The sequence below is a fragment of the Bacillus sp. CGMCC 1.60114 genome (assembly GCF_042676365.1).
Taxonomy (GTDB): domain Bacteria; phylum Bacillota; class Bacilli; order Bacillales; family Bacillaceae_G; genus Bacillus_A; species Bacillus_A rhizoplanae_A.
The window spans coordinates 206,089-221,606 of the sequence record NZ_JBHTHG010000007.1 but is presented as its reverse complement, the minus strand read 5'-3'; the positions used below and the strand labels follow the sequence as shown (position 1 = coordinate 221,606).

Genomic DNA, 15,518 nt, shown 5'->3' with positions numbered 1-15,518 from the left:
TAGATGGCAAATGAACAAGTGCTAACAGCTGAACAGGTACTGGAGAGAGCAGGTCAATATTTACAAGATGATGATATCAATCTTGTTGCGCGCGCTTATGAATTTGCGCGTGCCGCACATAGTGAGCAATACCGAAAATCAGGGGAACCATATATCATTCATCCGATTCAAGTAGCAGGTATTTTAGTTGATTTACAAATGGATCCGTCTACTGTATCTGCCGGCTTTTTACATGATGTAGTAGAAGATACAGAGGTAACATTAGAAGATATTGAACGTGAATTTACAAAAGAGATTGCGATGCTTGTTGATGGTGTCACAAAGCTTGGGAAAATTAAATATAAATCACATGAGCAGCAACAAGCGGAAAATCATCGAAAAATGTTTATTGCAATGGCGCAAGATATTCGAGTGATTTTAATTAAGCTAGCTGACCGTCTTCATAATATGCGTACGCTGAAACATTTACCGCAAGAAAAGCAGCGTCGCATTGCAAATGAAACATTGGAAATTTTCGCACCATTAGCACATAGACTCGGGATTAATACGATTAAGTGGGAACTAGAAGATACAGCGCTTCGTTATTTAAATCCGCAGCAATATTATCGTATTGTCAATTTAATGAAACGCAAGCGTGCCGAACGTGAAGAATATTTAGATGAAGTTATGACAGAAATTCGTGACAAGTTAAAAGAAGTGGCGATTCAACCGGAGATTTCTGGTCGTCCAAAGCATATTTACAGTATTTACCGTAAAATGGCAATGCAAAATAAGCAATTCAATGAAATTTATGATTTGCTAGCTGTTCGTGTTGTCGTAAATAGTATTAAAGATTGCTACGCAGTTCTAGGTATTATTCACACGTGTTGGAAACCGATGCCAGGCCGTTTTAAAGATTATATTGCAATGCCAAAAGCAAACTTGTATCAGTCGCTGCATACAACAGTAATTGGACCGAAAGGTGATCCGCTTGAAGTGCAAATTCGCACGAAAGAAATGCATGAAATCGCAGAATACGGAATTGCGGCACACTGGGCATATAAAGAAGGACAAGCGGTTGACACAACAGGAACGCTTGAGAAAAAATTAACGTGGTTCCGTCAAATTTTAGAATGGCAAAATGAAGCCTCAAATGCAGAAGAATTTATGGAATCCTTAAAAATTGATTTATTCTCTGATATGGTGTTTGTCTTTACACCAAAAGGAGATGTAATGGAATTGCCGCTTGGTTCTGTTCCAATTGACTTTGCTTACCGTGTTCACTCTGAAATAGGGAATAAAACGATTGGTGCAAAAGTAAACGGTAAAATGGTGACTCTTGATTATAAATTAAAAACAGGTGACATCATTGAAATTTTAACATCTAAGCATTCATATGGCCCGAGTCAGGACTGGGTGAAATTAGCTCAAACATCGCATGCGAAAAATAAAATTCGTCAATTTTTCAAAAAGCAGCGCCGTGATGAGAATATTGAAAAAGGTCGCGAGCTTGTTGAAAAAGAGGTGCGAGGCCTTGAGTATGAAATGAAAGAAGTATTAGCATCTGATAACTTAAAACGCGTAGCTGAGAAATTTAATTTTGCGAATGCAGAAGATATGTTTGCAGCAGTTGGCTATAACGGTATTACCGCATCTCAAATTGTGACGCGCTTAACAGATAAATTCCGCAAGCAACGTGAAGAAGAAATAACGGAAGTAAAAGAAGTTCGGAAACCGATGAAAATTCGAAAATGGGATTCTGGTGTAAAGGTAAGTGGTACTGATAATTTACTTATCCGCTTATCAAAGTGTTGCAATCCAGTTCCAGGCGATGACATCATTGGCTATATTACGAAAGGCCGCGGTGTATCGATTCACCGTACAGACTGCGTAAATGTTCATACAGAAGAAGCGCAAGAGAGATTGCTGGACGTAGAGTGGGAAGGCAGTCCGGAAAAAGAAATTGAATACAATGTTGATATTGAAATTTCAGGATATGATCGCCGCGGTTTACTAAATGAAGTATTGCAAGCTGTAACAGAAACGAAAACATATATTTCGGCTGTTTCAGGAAGAAGCGACCGCAATAAAATGGCAACAATTCATATGTCTATTTCTATTCATAACTTACAGCATTTGAAAAAAGTTGTAGAGCGCATTAAACGAGTTCCGGAAATTTATGCGGTGCGCCGCATGATGCATTAATAGGGAGTGAATATAGATGAGAGTTGTCTTACAGCGATCAAAAGAAGCATCTGTAACAGTAAACGGTGAAATTGTAGGACAAATTCCTTTCGGCTTAACGCTATTAGTTGGAATCACACATGAAGATACAGAAAAGGATGCTACTTATATCGCTGAAAAAATTGCGAACTTACGTATTTTTGAAGATGAAAACGAAAAAATGAATTATTCTGTATTAGACGTTGGTGGACAAGTTCTTTCCATTTCGCAGTTCACGTTATACGGAGATTGCCGAAAAGGGAGAAGACCAAACTTTATGGATGCAGCAAAGCCTGACTATGCAGAGCGTTTATACGATTTCTTTAATGAAGAACTTCGTAAACAAGGGCTGCATGTAGAAACAGGACAATTTGGAGCGATGATGGACGTTCAATTAATCAATGATGGTCCGGTGACGTTGATTGTAGAGAGTAAATAGTGATGGTGGAAGAGAGGGGGATATGTTCTCCTCTCTTTTTTGTAACAGCGTATAACCTACATATCAATATGGAACACTAGTCATTAGAATTCCACTATTGAATGTGAGGGATATGCATATGCGTATGAATGAGAAAGGAAACGCTGCTACTAACGGAGCGAATCAATTGTTTAATGTGAATTTTCATGAGTTTATCTCAAAAGAATCGCAAAATACATCGCTTGAACTTGCTTCTGAATTTGGCATTTCGTTAAAAGATGTGAAAACATTAAAGAAACATCTTGGTCGTTCTTGAGAACCTTGACAACATTTGTGAATAACCGTATAGTAGTAAACAAATTCGTCTTTTTACAGTTACATATGTTATAAACCGATGATAGAGAAGAGTAGATGAGAGACACATGAAAAGAGAGGAAATGTCTAGGGCTGAAAACATTTCTGCATGATGACTGATCGAATGACACTCTGTAGGTTTCGTCTTGAACGGCACGTTGCTTAGTAGAGGTCGAACGCAATTTAAGCGTTATTAAAAAAGTGGAAGCATACGTGCTTCAATTAGGGTGGCACCACGGGTATTATACTCTCGTCCCTACTGTAGAATCAGTAGAGGCGGGAGTTTTTTATTTTTATTATTATTGAAAAAATGAGGAGGAACTGAATATGTCTATTCAAATCCCACGCGGAACGCAAGATATCCTTCCTGGTACTGTTGAACTATGGCAGTATATTGAAGGACAAGCACGTGAAATTTGTCGTCGTTACAACTATAAGGAGATTCGTACACCAATTTTTGAACACACAGAATTATTTTTACGCGGTGTTGGGGATACGACAGATATCGTGCAAAAAGAAATGTACACATTTGAAGATCGCGGAGAGCGCAGCTTAACGCTTCGTCCAGAAGGAACAGCGCCGGTTGTACGTTCTTATGTGGAAAATAAAATGTTTGGTGATGCTACACAGCCAACGAAATTATATTATATCGGGCAGATGTTCCGTTATGAAAGACCACAAGCAGGTCGTTACCGTCAATTTGTTCAGTTTGGTATTGAAGCGATTGGCAGTAATGATCCAGCAATTGATGCGGAAGTAATTGCACTTGCTGTGGAGTTTTACCGCGGTATGGGCTTAAAGAATATAAAAGTTGTTCTAAATAGCTTAGGTGATGCAGCGAGCCGTAAAGCACATCGTGATGCATTAATTGCACACTTTGAGCCTCGCATTGGTGAGTTCTGTTCAGATTGCCAATCTCGTTTAGAGAAAAACCCACTTCGTATTTTAGATTGTAAAAAAGATCGCAATCATGAATTGATGAACACAGCACCGTCTATTACAGAATACTTAAACGAAGAATCAAGCGCGTACTATGAAAAAGTACAAGAACTATTAACAATGATGGGTATTCCATTTGAGAAAGATCCAAACCTTGTGCGCGGTTTAGATTATTATCAGCACACTGTATTTGAAATTATGAGCGAAGCGGAAGGTTTTGGAGCGATTACGACGTTAAGCGGCGGTGGTCGTTATAACGGACTTGTACAAGAAATCGGCGGACCAGAAATGCCTGGTATTGGTTTTGCGATGAGTATCGAACGTTTAATTATGGCGCTGAAAGCTGAGAATATTGAATTACCAATTGCTCATCATATTGATTGTTATGTTGTAGCACTTGGTGAAAAAGCGAAAAATCATGCTGCAAAAATTGTCTTTGATCTTCGTAAGGCTGGATTAGCGGTTGAAAAAGATTACTTAGATCGTAAAATGAAGGCGCAGTTTAAATCAGCGGATCGTCTAAGTGCAAAATATGTAGCTGTATTAGGTGATGATGAATTAGAAAAAGGCATTATCAATTTAAAAGATATGGCAACGGGCGAACAAGAAGAAGTTGCGTTAGATGTATTTGCTTCTTACGTAGCAGAAAAGTCACTATAGGGGGAGAGCGAAAATGGCTGAAAGAACACATGCATGTGGAAAAGTAACAGTAGAAGCAGTTGGACAAACGGTTCAGTTAAAAGGTTGGGTACAAAAGCGCCGTGATTTAGGTGGATTAATTTTCATTGACTTGCGTGACCGTACAGGTATTGTTCAAGTTGTATTTAGTCCAGAGACTTCAAAGGAAGCGCTAGAAGTAGCAGAAACGATTCGCGGTGAATATGTGCTGCACGTAGAAGGAACAGTTGTTGAGCGCGCGGCTGGTGCAATTAATGAAAATATGGCAACAGGTCGTATTGAAGTACAAGCTACGAAAGTAAACGTACTAAATGCAGCAAAAACACCACCGATTATGATTACAGATGATACAGATGCATCAGAAGATGTTCGCCTAAAGTATCGTTACTTAGATTTACGTCGTCCAGTTATGTACAATACATTTAAAATGCGTCACGACGTAACAAAAACAATTCGTAACTTCTTAGATCGTGAAGATTTCTTAGAAGTTGAAACACCGATTTTAACGAAAAGCACACCAGAAGGAGCTCGTGATTATTTAGTACCAAGTCGTGTGCATGAAGGAGAATTTTATGCACTTCCGCAATCTCCGCAGTTATTTAAGCAGCTTCTTATGGTCGGCGGATTTGAGCGTTATTATCAAGTGGCACGTTGCTTCCGTGATGAAGACTTACGTGCAGACCGTCAGCCGGAATTTACACAAGTCGACATTGAGACATCATTCTTAACACAAGAAGAAATTCTAGAAATGATGGAACGCATGATGACGAAAGTTATGAAAGAAGCAAAAGGTGTAGAAATTAACGCGCCATTCCCGCGCATGACATATGCAGATGCAATGGCTCGCTACGGTTCGGATAAGCCAGATACACGTTTTGCGATGGAGCTTATTGATCTATCAGAATTTGCAGCAGACTGCGGTTTTAAAGTGTTTACAAGCGCTGTAGAAAGCGGTGGGCAAGTGAAAGCAATTAATGCAAAAGGTGCAGCGAGCAAATATTCTCGTAAAGACATTGATGCATTAACAGAATTCGTAAAAGTATATGGAGCAAAAGGATTAGCTTGGTTAAAAGTTGAAGAAGATGGCTTAAAAGGCCCAATCGCAAAATTCTTTAACGAAGAAGATGCAAATGCACTTATGAGCACATTAGAAGCGAATGCTGGTGACTTATTATTATTTGTTGCTGATAAGAAGAGCGTTGTTGCGGATAGCTTAGGAGCACTTCGTTTACGTCTCGGTAAAGAGCTTGAGTTAATTGATGAAAGCAAATTCAACTTCCTATGGGTAACAGATTGGCCGCTTCTTGAGTATGATGAAGATGCAGATCGTTACTTCGCAGCGCATCACCCATTCACAATGCCATTCCGTGAAGATGTTGAGCTATTAGAAACAGCACCGGAAAAAGCGCGTGCACAAGCATATGACCTTGTATTAAACGGTTATGAGCTTGGTGGTGGGTCACTTCGTATTTACGAGCGTGATGTACAAGAAAAAATGTTCAAAGCACTTGGTTTCTCACAAGAAGAAGCACAAGAACAATTTGGTTTCTTATTGGAAGCGTTCGAATATGGCACACCGCCGCACGGAGGAATTGCGTTAGGTTTAGACCGTCTTGTTATGTTACTTGCAGGTCGTACGAACCTTCGTGATACAATTGCATTCCCGAAAACAGCAAGCGCAAGCTGCTTATTAACAGAAGCACCGAGCCCAGTTGCAGATGCACAGCTTGAAGAGCTTTACTTACAATTAAAAGTCAAAGAAGAGAAGTAAGAACGAATCCTAGATGGGCATACTAACTCCATCTAGGATTTTTTGTTTTGGTATATAACTTTTTCTATACAAATAGTCGGAAAAACGCTAGAATACATGGTAGACCATTTTTGTAATAGGAGTGTAGACCGCATGTTACATCAATTTTCACGTAATGAATTAGCCTTCGGAAAAGAAGGTATTGAAATATTAAAAAATAGTACGGTTGGTATTTTAGGAATTGGCGGCGTTGGTTCGTTTGCAGCAGAAGCGCTAGCGCGTTCCGGCGTCGGTCGTCTTGTATTAGTTGATAAAGACGTTGTAGATATTACAAATGTTAATCGTCAAATTCATGCGTTACTTTCTACTGTGGGTCGTTCAAAAGTAGAATTAATGAAAGAGCGTATTGCGGACATTAACCCAGACTGCGAAGTTATCGCATTAGAAATGTTTTATACAGATGAAACATACGAAGAGTTCTTTAAGCATGGTTTAGATTTCGTAGTGGATGCATCTGATACAATTACGTTCAAAATTCATTTAATTAAACAGTGCTTGCGACGTAAAATTAAAATCATTTCAAGTATGGGCGCAGCAAATAAAATGGATCCAACTCGTTTCCGCATTGCTGATATTTCAAAAACACATACAGATCCAATTGCAAAGGTAATTCGTACGAAGCTTCGTAAAGAGGGCATTAAAAAAGGTGTGAAAGTTGTATTCTCTGACGAAAATCCGATTGTGATTCGTGAAGACATTCGAAAAGAAATCGTTCCAGATGAAAATGCGAAAATTCGCAAAGCGAAATTACCACCTTCCTCTAACGCATTCGTTCCGTCTGTGGCTGGCTTAGTTATGGCAAGTCATGTTGTGCGTGAACGTTTGAAGGATATAGAAGTAAAACGTGTAGGACAAGAATAAAAAAAGAGAGATGCATATGCATCTCTCTTTTTTTATCCCGCTATTCACGAGCAGTAAGATACCCACCTCAAGATTCACAGAGAAGCGAGGAAGATGGATAGGGGATAACCCCTCACTCATGGAAGTTTTACTTTATTGTGAAACAATTTCTAGATTTCCGTTCTCATCCATTTTGAAAATGGGTGCCATATGCTCGTTTGGCTCGTCTAATATAACAAGCTTACGAGCGCGGTCCATAATTCTGACAAGTGTTTCATAGTCTTCTTGTACAGATTGTTGTTGATTATTCAACGTTTCAAGCTTTTTCTCTAATTCTTGATTTGTTTTTCGCAGTTTTTCGAGCTGACGGCGTAATGTTTCGTTTTCAGTTTGCAACTTCTCTAATCGTGGATTGTTTTGTTCAACGTTTTGAAGAAATGAAATTACATCTTGCATCGTAAGCGATGACTGATTTACGCTGAGTTCTTCTGAAAACTCAGCATCAATTACGATACTTTTTTTCGGTTTCAAGCGCGATATTTGCTGTTTTTGTTCTGTTGCTTGTGCCCGCTTCAATTCTTTTCGCTGTTTTTTTGCAATTTGCACAGCTTCTTCATAGTTTTGCCGAACTTCTGCATTCCAACGAAAGCCGCAAGCAGCGGATGTTCGGTTTAATTGATCGCCAATTTCATCAAATGCTTTTAATTGGGTACTGCCCTCGCGAATATGACGTAAAACGGTTTCTGCTAGAAGTAAATCTTCTTCTCCAGTCCATGCATCTTGGCGCATTTTCATTGCGAAACCCCCATATTTCATGTCGTTTTCGCTTATATTACCCTTTTGATTCGGTTTTATGCGAATGTTGCAATCTTTCATAAATTGAAGCGAGTGCTTGTTCGAATTTTCCTGTTTTCTTTGGTTTATAGTATTGTTTGTTTTTTATTTTATCTGGCAAGTATTGCTGCTGAACCCACCCATTTGGATAATCGTGAGGATATAAGTAACCAATACCTCTACCGAGCGTTTCAGCGCCTTTATAGTGACTATCTTTTAAATGGGAGGGAACATCGCCTGTTTGTCCATTTCTAAGATCATGTAAGGCTGCATCAAGTGCTTTATATGCTGAATTTGATTTTGGTGATAAGCATAGTTCAATGACTGCATTTGCAAGCGGAATACGAGCTTCTGGAAAGCCAACGCGTTCTGCGGATTCAATGGCAGCTAGCGTACGAGATCCGGCTTGTGGATTTGCAAGTCCAATATCTTCGTATGCCATAATAAGCAATCGTCTGCCAATACTTTGCATGTCACCAGCTTCAATAAGGCGGGCTAAATAATGAAGGGCTGCATTTACATCGCTTCCGCGAACTGATTTTTGGAAAGCTGACAATACATCATAATGTGCATCGCCGCCTTTGTCGTGTACAAAACTTTTTTTCTGTAAACATTCTTCAGCTATTTCAAGTGAGACTTCTACTGTTTCTTCATTTGTTGTAAAGCTAGATAAGACAGCGAGCTCAAGAGCATTATAAGCAGAGCGCATATCACCGCCCGATGCGTTTGCAAAATGACGCAGAGCTTCATCTGTTACTGTTACATTGTACTCTCCTAGCCCTTTTTCCTCATCTGTTAAAGCGCGTTTTAATCCTTGTAAAATATTTTCTTCTGTTAAAGCGTGTAACTCAAAAATTTGACAACGGCTGCGAATGGCAGAATTAATTGCGTGAAATGGATTGCTTGTTGTTGCCCCGATTAACGTAATCAGCCCGCTTTCCAAGTGAGGAAGAAGAAAATCTTGTTTTCCTTTATCTAACCGATGTACCTCATCTAAAATTAAAATGAGGTGACGGTGCATTTTTGCTTCTTGGACAACAACTTCCATATCTTTTTTATTATGAGTAACGGCATTTAATAGACGAAAAGGCATCCCGATGCTGCCGGCAATGGCGCTTGCAATTGACGTTTTTCCCGTACCGGGTGGTCCGTATAAAATCATTGATTGTAAATGTTGTGCTTGTACCATCCGCCATAAAATTTTGCCTTCGCCCACTAAATGTTCTTGTCCGATAACTTCTGTAATATTTGTCGGACGCATTCGATGTGCGAGTGGTTGTTTCATATGTTCTCTCTCCTTCAGTGAACGTTCGTTGTTTATGTTATAAATTCCGAGTTATTTGATATACTTATATGTTATCATTTCTGTTAGAAAAGTTGAAATTTCTTATCATACTATATTATGCTATAATTTCAAAGGATTTTGATTTCAGAGAGTGTTCTTCCTACTAAATAAAAGAATAACTAGCCAAGTAAAAGTGAAAGATTTGAAAAGAGGTGCAACATATATGAAAATCTCAACAAAAGGCCGTTACGGTTTAACAATTATGATTGATCTTGCAAAAAAATTTGGAGAAGGTCCAATTTCATTAAAATCGATTGCTCAAGCGCACGATTTATCAGAGCATTATTTAGAGCAGCTCATTTCACCGCTTCGTAATGCTCGTCTTGTAAAAAGTACACGCGGTGCATATGGTGGATATGTATTATCAGATCAGCCAATTAACATTACAGCTGGTGATGTGATTCGTGTATTAGAAGGTCCGATTAATGTAGTAGAAATGTTAGATGAAGAGGAACCGGCACAGCGTCAGCTTTGGATACGCGTTCGTGATGCGGTGCAGGAAGTTCTTGATAGTACAACATTAGAAGATTTAGTACGCTATGAAGAAGAAAACAACGGTGGTTATATGTTTTACATTTAATTCCGTGTGTAACGATTTGGAAAGAAGGAGATATGATGGAACGCATTTATTTAGATCATGCTGCGACATCTCCGGCTCACCCAGAAGTAGTCGAAAAGATGATTCCATATATGACAGAAGCATTTGGTAACCCTTCAAGCATCCACTTTTTTGGGCGCCAAGGCCGTCATGCAGTTGATGAAGCAAGACGTGCGTGTGCACGGAGCATCCATGCAAATCCAAATGAAATTATTTTTACAAGTGGTGGTACAGAGGCTGATAATTTAGCGCTTTTAGGCGTAGCCCGTGCGAATCGGAATAAAGGAAATCATATTATTACGACTGCAATTGAGCACCATGCGATTTTGCATACATGTAATGTGTTAGAGCGGGAAGGGTTTGAAGTGACGTATTTACCTGTTGATGAAACAGGGCGTATTCGTATTTCTGATTTGCAAGAGGCATTAACAGATCAAACGATTCTTGTCTCTATTATGTCTGGAAATAATGAAGTTGGTACAGTGCAGCCTATAGCAGAAATCGGCGCTTTACTGAAGGAATATAATGCTTATTTTCATACAGATGCAGTACAAGCATATGGTTTAACAGCTATTGATGTGAAAGAGCTTGGCATTGATTTGTTATCAATCTCTTCACATAAGATCAATGGACCAAAAGGTGTTGGCTTTTTATATGCAGGGCAGCATGTGAAATTTGAACCACTATTAACAGGTGGAGAGCAAGAACGAAAACGTCGCGCTGGTACAGAAAACGTGCCGGGAATTGTCGGGCTTTGGCAAGCAGTTTTATTAGCAGAACAAACTCGTGAGCAAAAAATTGCCCAATACAAGGGATTTAAAGATATAATGATATCTGTCTTTAAAAAAGAAGATATTACTTTCGAGGTAAACGGAAACTTTGAGCATAGTTTACCACATGTGTTAAATATAAGTTTTACAGGAATGAATATTGAGTCGTTCCTTATGAATTTAGACTTAGCGGGCATTGCGGTTTCAAGCGGATCTGCTTGTACAGCTGGCTCTATTGATCCATCACATGTGCTTGTAGCGATGTTTGGAAAAGAATCCGATAAAATACGTTCATCCGTGCGGTTTAGCTTTGGCCTTGGAAATACGAAAGAACAAGTCGAAAAAGCGGCGTACGAAACAGTGAAGATCGTAAAGCGATTAACACAAAATTAATATAGGAGGTGAGAGGATGAACAAACTACCTCACGAAACACGCGTTGTCATCGGAATGTCCGGTGGCGTTGATTCATCTGTAGCAGCAATGTTATTAAAGAAACAAGGCTATGATGTAATCGGAATTTTTATGAAAAACTGGGATGATACGGACGAAAACGGTGTATGTACAGCAACGGAAGATTATAACGATGTAATTGAAGTATGTAACCAAATTGGAATTCCGTATTATGCAGTGAATTTTGAAAAACAATACTGGGATAAAGTATTTACGTACTTTTTAGATGAATACCGTGCTGGGCGTACACCGAACCCAGATGTAATGTGTAATAAAGAAATTAAGTTTAAAGCATTTTTAGAACATGCAATGGCACTTGGTGCAGATTATGTAGCAACAGGGCACTATGCACGTGTAGCGTATATTGATGGTGAATATAAAATGCTGCGTGGCGTTGATGATAATAAAGATCAAACGTATTTCTTAAACCAATTAGGTCAAGATCAATTATCAAAAACAATGTTCCCGCTTGGCGAGTTAAAGAAGCCGCAAATTCGTGAAATGGCGAAAGAAGCAGGTCTGGCAACAGCAGCGAAAAAAGATAGCACAGGTATTTGCTTTATCGGAGAGCGCAATTTTAAAGACTTTTTAAGTAACTATTTACCAGCGCAGCCGGGTAAGATGCAAACATTATCTGGCGAAGTGAAAGGAAAACATGACGGTTTAATGTATTATACAATTGGACAACGTCATGGCCTTGGCATTGGTGGCAATGGTGATCCATGGTTCGCTGTTGGGAAAAACTTAAAAGAAAACATTTTATATGTAGAACAAGGATTTCATAATGAGCTGTTATATGGTGACGAAGTATTTGCTACAAATGTAAGTTGGGTAAGCGATAAGCCGAAAGAAAAAGAATTTACATGTACAGCGAAATTCCGCTATCGTCAAGAGGATAACGTTGTAACGGTTCAACTTGTTGATGAGAATACAATTCGAATTCTTTGTGATGAGCCAATTCGTGCTATCACACCTGGACAAGCAGTGGTCTTCTATGATGGAGATGAGTGCTTAGGTGGCGCGACAATCGATGAAGTATATCGTAATGGTAAGAAACTTGATTATTTAGGATAAGAAAGAAGAACCTCTGCCTTATAATGGTCAGAGGTTTCTTTTTAGTAAAGGCGAATTTTCGTTCGCTCGGAAAATAGATTCTTTGTTATAATTTGTTGTAGAGGTGAGGAATATGTCAAACAAGCTTGAAAAAGGCATTCAATATATGCAAGAAGGAAACTGGGAAGAAGCAGCAAAGAATTTTACAGAGGCAATTGAGGAAAATCCAAATGATTCACTTGGTTATATTAACTTTGCAAATTTATTAGATGTATTAGGGGACAGTGAGCGTGCTGTTGCTTTTTATAAACGCGCGATTGAATTAGATGAAAAATCTGCTACAGCGTATTATGGACTAGGAAATATATATTACCAGCAAGAGCTGTTTGCACAGGCAAAAGAAGCGTTTGAGAAAGCGATACAAGCAGGACTGCAGACCGGAGACGTTTCATTTATGCTTGGCATTACATATGTGCAGCTTGGAAATGATCGCTTAGCACTGCCATTTTTACAACGTGCAGCTGAGTTAAATGAAAGTGACGTTGAAGCTATTTTTCAATGCGGATTATGCTTCGCGCGTCTAGAACATGTAAAAGAAGCAAAACCTTATTTTGAACAAGTTGTAGCGCTTGATGAAGAACATGCAGATGCCTATTACAATTTAGGTGTAGCATATGCGTTTGAAGAAAACAGTGAGAAGGCGCTTACGATGTTTAAAAAAGCTGTAGCCATTCAACCAGATCACTTTTTAGCAGGTAACGGTATTCGTTTATTAGAGCAAGACGCATAAAATGGAAGGAGAGGTAAAATGGGAAATCAGCATGCAATGGATTTGTTTGAGGAAGAGCAGAAGTTTATAAAAGCGCAAGTTCTTCATACCATTTTCCACAACGAAGAAAACCTCTATTCCGTTGTCAGTATGAAAGTTATTGAAACGAATGAAACATACGACGAAAAAAAGGTCATGATAACGGGTCACTTTCCCCGGATGCATGAAGATGAAGTGTTTACACTAACGGGTCATTTTAAAGATCACCCGAAGTATGGGAAACAATATCATATTGAAACGTTTAAAAAGGAATTACCGCAAACAAAAACAGGAATGGTGCAATATTTAGCGAGCGATTTGTTTAAAGGAATTGGAAAACGAACAGCTGAAAAGATTGTTGATCATCTTGGACAACATGCGATTTCAAAAATTATGGATGATCCTGCAGCTCTTGATGGAATTGTAAATAAGCAAAAAGCGCAAGAAATATACGATACGATTATTGAACATCAAGGTCTTGAAAAAGTAATGAGCTTTTTAAGCGGTTATGGATTTGGAACGAAGCTCTCTATTAAAATTTATCAACAGTATAAAGAAATGACACTTGAAGTCATTCGGAATAACCCGTATCAACTTATTGAAGAAGTAGATGGTATTGGTTTTGGACGAGCTGATGATATTGGGCGAGCACTCGGAATTTCAGGTAATCATGCTGATCGTGTACGTGCGGGATGTTTTTACACATTAGAGCACGTTTCATTGCAAGAAGGTCATGTATATATGAAAAAAGGTCAGTTAGTACAGCAAACAATGGAGCTATTAAATAATCAGGAAACGGCTGTTACAGAAGAAGATATATTGCAATGTGCAGAAATGATGCAAGGGGAAGGCAAAGTGATTGTAGAGGATGAGCGTGTGTATTTGGCCTCCTTGTACTATTCGGAAAAAGGTGTTATTGCCTCTATTCATCGTTTGCTCGCACAAGAAGAGCTTCCTTCGTTTCCAGAATCAGAATTATTATTAACGCTTGGAAAAATTGAAGAGCAGCTCGGAGTACAATATGCACCGCTTCAGCAAGAAGGTATTCAAACAGCTCTTCATAAACCGATGATGATCTTAACAGGTGGTCCTGGTACAGGAAAGACGACTGTTATTAAAGGGATTGTAGAAATGTATGCTTCTCTTCATGGTTTATCATTAGATCCAAAGGATTATAGTGATGACAATCCATTCCCTATTTTATTAACAGCGCCGACAGGCCGTGCAGCAAAACGAATGAGTGAATCAACAGGATTGCCTGCTTGTACTGTTCATCGTCTGCTCGGGTGGACACCAGAAGGGTCGTTTCAGCGTAATGAGCACGATCCTGTTCAAGGTAAATTACTTATTATTGATGAGTTTTCTATGGTTGACACTTGGCTTGCGAATCAATTGTTCAAATCATTGCCATCCACCATTCAAGTCATCATCGTTGGAGATGAAGATCAATTACCATCTGTTGGCCCTGGGCAAGTGTTGAAAGATTTATTAGAATCCGGTGTTATTCCAACGGTAAAGCTTACGGAAATATATAGACAAGCGGAAGGTTCGTCTGTTATTCAGCTTGCCCATGCGATTAAAAAGGGTGTGTTACCTCCTGATGTAACACAAAATAAAAAAGATCGTTCGTTTATTGCGTGTGCAAGTACGCAAATTGTTGAGGTTGTTAAGCAAGTGTGTGAAAATGCAAAAACAAAAGGATTTAGTGCGCGTGATGTACAAGTGTTAGCTCCTATGTACAAGGGGCCGGCAGGTATTAATATTTTAAATGAGGCGCTGCAAGAAGTGTTTAATCCAAAAAAAGAAAAAAGTCGTGAAATTGCATATGGCGAGGTTGTGTACAGAGTGGGAGATAAAGTGCTTCAACTTGTCAATCAACCAGAAAGCCAAGTATTTAACGGAGATATTGGAGAAATTGTATCGGTCTTTTATGCGAAAGAAAATGTGGAACAGCAAGATATGGTTGTTGTTTCTTTTGACGGTATTGAAGTAACGTATACAAAAGCAGATTTAAATCAAATTACACATGCGTATTGCTGCTCTATTCATAAATCGCAAGGAAGTGAATTTCCGATTGTGATTATGCCAGTAGTAAAAAGTTATTACCGCATGTTGCGCCGTAATTTAATTTATACAGGGATTACACGTAGTAAAAAGTTTTTAATTATTTGTGGTGAGGAAGCAGCTTTTCAATCTGGTGTAAGTCGACTTGATGATGCGCTTCGTCAAACAACGCTATGCGACATGTTGCAAGGAAAAGCTGAAGCAACTGAGATTATGACGGAAGAGGGTCTCGATGTGGAAAACATTTCACCGTATGATTTTATGTAACGAGGTGAAATTATATAGTGTAATGCAGTTCTTCTTAATGTATAAACATATATAGTTTGGACATAATGGCGTAATAGAATACGGGAG

General features: G+C 38.9%; 13 protein-coding genes and 1 other annotated feature. Of the genes, 11 read left to right on the top strand and 2 right to left on the bottom strand.

All coding sequences use genetic code 11. From position 1 onward, the window contains the following. Window positions 1-3: 3 nt before the first annotated feature. The 6 genes from relA to ACFQZ1_RS04265 all read left to right on the top strand — a co-directional run bounded on the left by relA (window position 4) and on the right by ACFQZ1_RS04265 (window position 7,262). Window positions 4-2,184, top strand: a complete 2,181-nt coding sequence (gene relA, locus ACFQZ1_RS04290; RefSeq protein ID WP_377880853.1) for a GTP diphosphokinase — start codon at window positions 4-6, stop codon at window positions 2,182-2,184. 16 nt (window positions 2,185-2,200) lie between these two features. Beyond that, window positions 2,201-2,641, top strand: coding sequence for a D-aminoacyl-tRNA deacylase (gene dtd / locus ACFQZ1_RS04285; RefSeq protein WP_377880852.1), 441 nt, complete (start codon window positions 2,201-2,203; stop codon window positions 2,639-2,641). Between the two features lie 118 nt (window positions 2,642-2,759). Then, the gene (locus tag ACFQZ1_RS04280) at window positions 2,760-2,936 is read left to right on the top strand and encodes a hypothetical protein (protein ID WP_377880851.1); all 177 of its coding nucleotides are present in this window, start codon (window positions 2,760-2,762) and stop codon (window positions 2,934-2,936) included. A gap of 69 nt (window positions 2,937-3,005) precedes the next feature. Further along, window positions 3,006-3,235, top strand: a binding site (T-box leader). Between the two features lie 66 nt (window positions 3,236-3,301). After that, window positions 3,302-4,573, top strand: a complete 1,272-nt coding sequence (gene hisS, locus ACFQZ1_RS04275; protein WP_377880850.1) for a histidine--tRNA ligase — start codon at window positions 3,302-3,304, stop codon at window positions 4,571-4,573. 13 nt (window positions 4,574-4,586) lie between these two features. After that, window positions 4,587-6,362, top strand: coding sequence for an aspartate--tRNA ligase (gene aspS, locus ACFQZ1_RS04270; protein WP_377880849.1), 1,776 nt, complete (start codon window positions 4,587-4,589; stop codon window positions 6,360-6,362). A 132-nt stretch (window positions 6,363-6,494) separates the two neighbouring features. Next, window positions 6,495-7,262 carry a tRNA threonylcarbamoyladenosine dehydratase gene (locus ACFQZ1_RS04265; RefSeq protein ID WP_377880848.1) on the top strand — a complete coding sequence of 256 codons (768 nt, stop codon included), beginning with the start codon at window positions 6,495-6,497 and terminating at the stop codon, window positions 7,260-7,262. Window positions 7,263-7,394: 132 nt separating this feature from the next. Here the strand turns inward: ACFQZ1_RS04265 and ACFQZ1_RS04260 are convergent, their stop codons facing one another. Both ACFQZ1_RS04260 and ACFQZ1_RS04255 read right to left on the bottom strand, forming a co-directional pair. Continuing rightward, window positions 7,395-8,036, bottom strand: coding sequence for an RsfA family transcriptional regulator (locus ACFQZ1_RS04260; protein ID WP_377880847.1), 642 nt, complete (start codon window positions 8,034-8,036; stop codon window positions 7,395-7,397). Window positions 8,037-8,073: 37 nt separating this feature from the next. Continuing rightward, complete coding sequence (locus tag ACFQZ1_RS04255) at window positions 8,074-9,360, bottom strand: replication-associated recombination protein A (protein ID WP_377880846.1); 1,287 nt, start codon at window positions 9,358-9,360, stop codon at window positions 8,074-8,076. Window positions 9,361-9,583: 223 nt separating this feature from the next. On the opposite strand from ACFQZ1_RS04255, the gene cymR reads away from it, so the two are divergent. The 5 genes from cymR (at window position 9,584) to recD2 (ending at window position 15,431) form a co-directional block, all read left to right on the top strand. Continuing rightward, entirely contained in the window at window positions 9,584-10,000 is a 417-nt protein-coding gene (gene cymR / locus ACFQZ1_RS04250; RefSeq protein ID WP_090916825.1) for a cysteine metabolism transcriptional regulator CymR, read from the top strand. A gap of 35 nt (window positions 10,001-10,035) precedes the next feature. Then, on the top strand, window positions 10,036-11,181 hold the full coding sequence (locus tag ACFQZ1_RS04245; protein WP_377880845.1) for a cysteine desulfurase family protein: 1,146 nt from the start codon (window positions 10,036-10,038) through the stop codon (window positions 11,179-11,181). Between the two features lie 16 nt (window positions 11,182-11,197). After that, window positions 11,198-12,313 (top strand): tRNA 2-thiouridine(34) synthase MnmA, encoded by a 1,116-nt coding sequence (gene mnmA, locus ACFQZ1_RS04240; protein WP_377880844.1) that lies wholly within the window; start codon window positions 11,198-11,200, stop codon window positions 12,311-12,313. A gap of 112 nt (window positions 12,314-12,425) precedes the next feature. Next, window positions 12,426-13,082 (top strand): tetratricopeptide repeat protein, encoded by a 657-nt coding sequence (locus ACFQZ1_RS04235; RefSeq protein WP_377880843.1) that lies wholly within the window; start codon window positions 12,426-12,428, stop codon window positions 13,080-13,082. An 18-nt stretch (window positions 13,083-13,100) separates the two neighbouring features. Beyond that, window positions 13,101-15,431, top strand: coding sequence for an SF1B family DNA helicase RecD2 (gene recD2, locus ACFQZ1_RS04230; RefSeq protein WP_377880842.1), 2,331 nt, complete (start codon window positions 13,101-13,103; stop codon window positions 15,429-15,431). Window positions 15,432-15,518 lie beyond the last annotated feature (87 nt).

Coding starts and splice junctions, on each gene's coding strand:
- ACFQZ1_RS04245 (WP_377880845.1), top strand. CDS start 10,036: ATGGAACGCATTTATTTAGATCATGCTGCGACATCTCCGGCTCACCCA.
- cymR (WP_090916825.1), top strand. CDS start 9,584: ATGAAAATCTCAACAAAAGGCCGTTACGGTTTAACAATTATGATTGAT.
- relA (WP_377880853.1), top strand. CDS start 4: ATGGCAAATGAACAAGTGCTAACAGCTGAACAGGTACTGGAGAGAGCA.
- ACFQZ1_RS04280 (WP_377880851.1), top strand. CDS start 2,760: ATGCGTATGAATGAGAAAGGAAACGCTGCTACTAACGGAGCGAATCAA.
- mnmA (WP_377880844.1), top strand. CDS start 11,198: ATGAACAAACTACCTCACGAAACACGCGTTGTCATCGGAATGTCCGGT.
- dtd (WP_377880852.1), top strand. CDS start 2,201: ATGAGAGTTGTCTTACAGCGATCAAAAGAAGCATCTGTAACAGTAAAC.
- ACFQZ1_RS04235 (WP_377880843.1), top strand. CDS start 12,426: ATGTCAAACAAGCTTGAAAAAGGCATTCAATATATGCAAGAAGGAAAC.
- aspS (WP_377880849.1), top strand. CDS start 4,587: ATGGCTGAAAGAACACATGCATGTGGAAAAGTAACAGTAGAAGCAGTT.
- recD2 (WP_377880842.1), top strand. CDS start 13,101: ATGGGAAATCAGCATGCAATGGATTTGTTTGAGGAAGAGCAGAAGTTT.
- ACFQZ1_RS04265 (WP_377880848.1), top strand. CDS start 6,495: ATGTTACATCAATTTTCACGTAATGAATTAGCCTTCGGAAAAGAAGGT.
- hisS (WP_377880850.1), top strand. CDS start 3,302: ATGTCTATTCAAATCCCACGCGGAACGCAAGATATCCTTCCTGGTACT.
- ACFQZ1_RS04255 (WP_377880846.1), bottom strand. CDS start 9,360: ATGAAACAACCACTCGCACATCGAATGCGTCCGACAAATATTACAGAA.
- ACFQZ1_RS04260 (WP_377880847.1), bottom strand. CDS start 8,036: ATGAAAATGCGCCAAGATGCATGGACTGGAGAAGAAGATTTACTTCTA.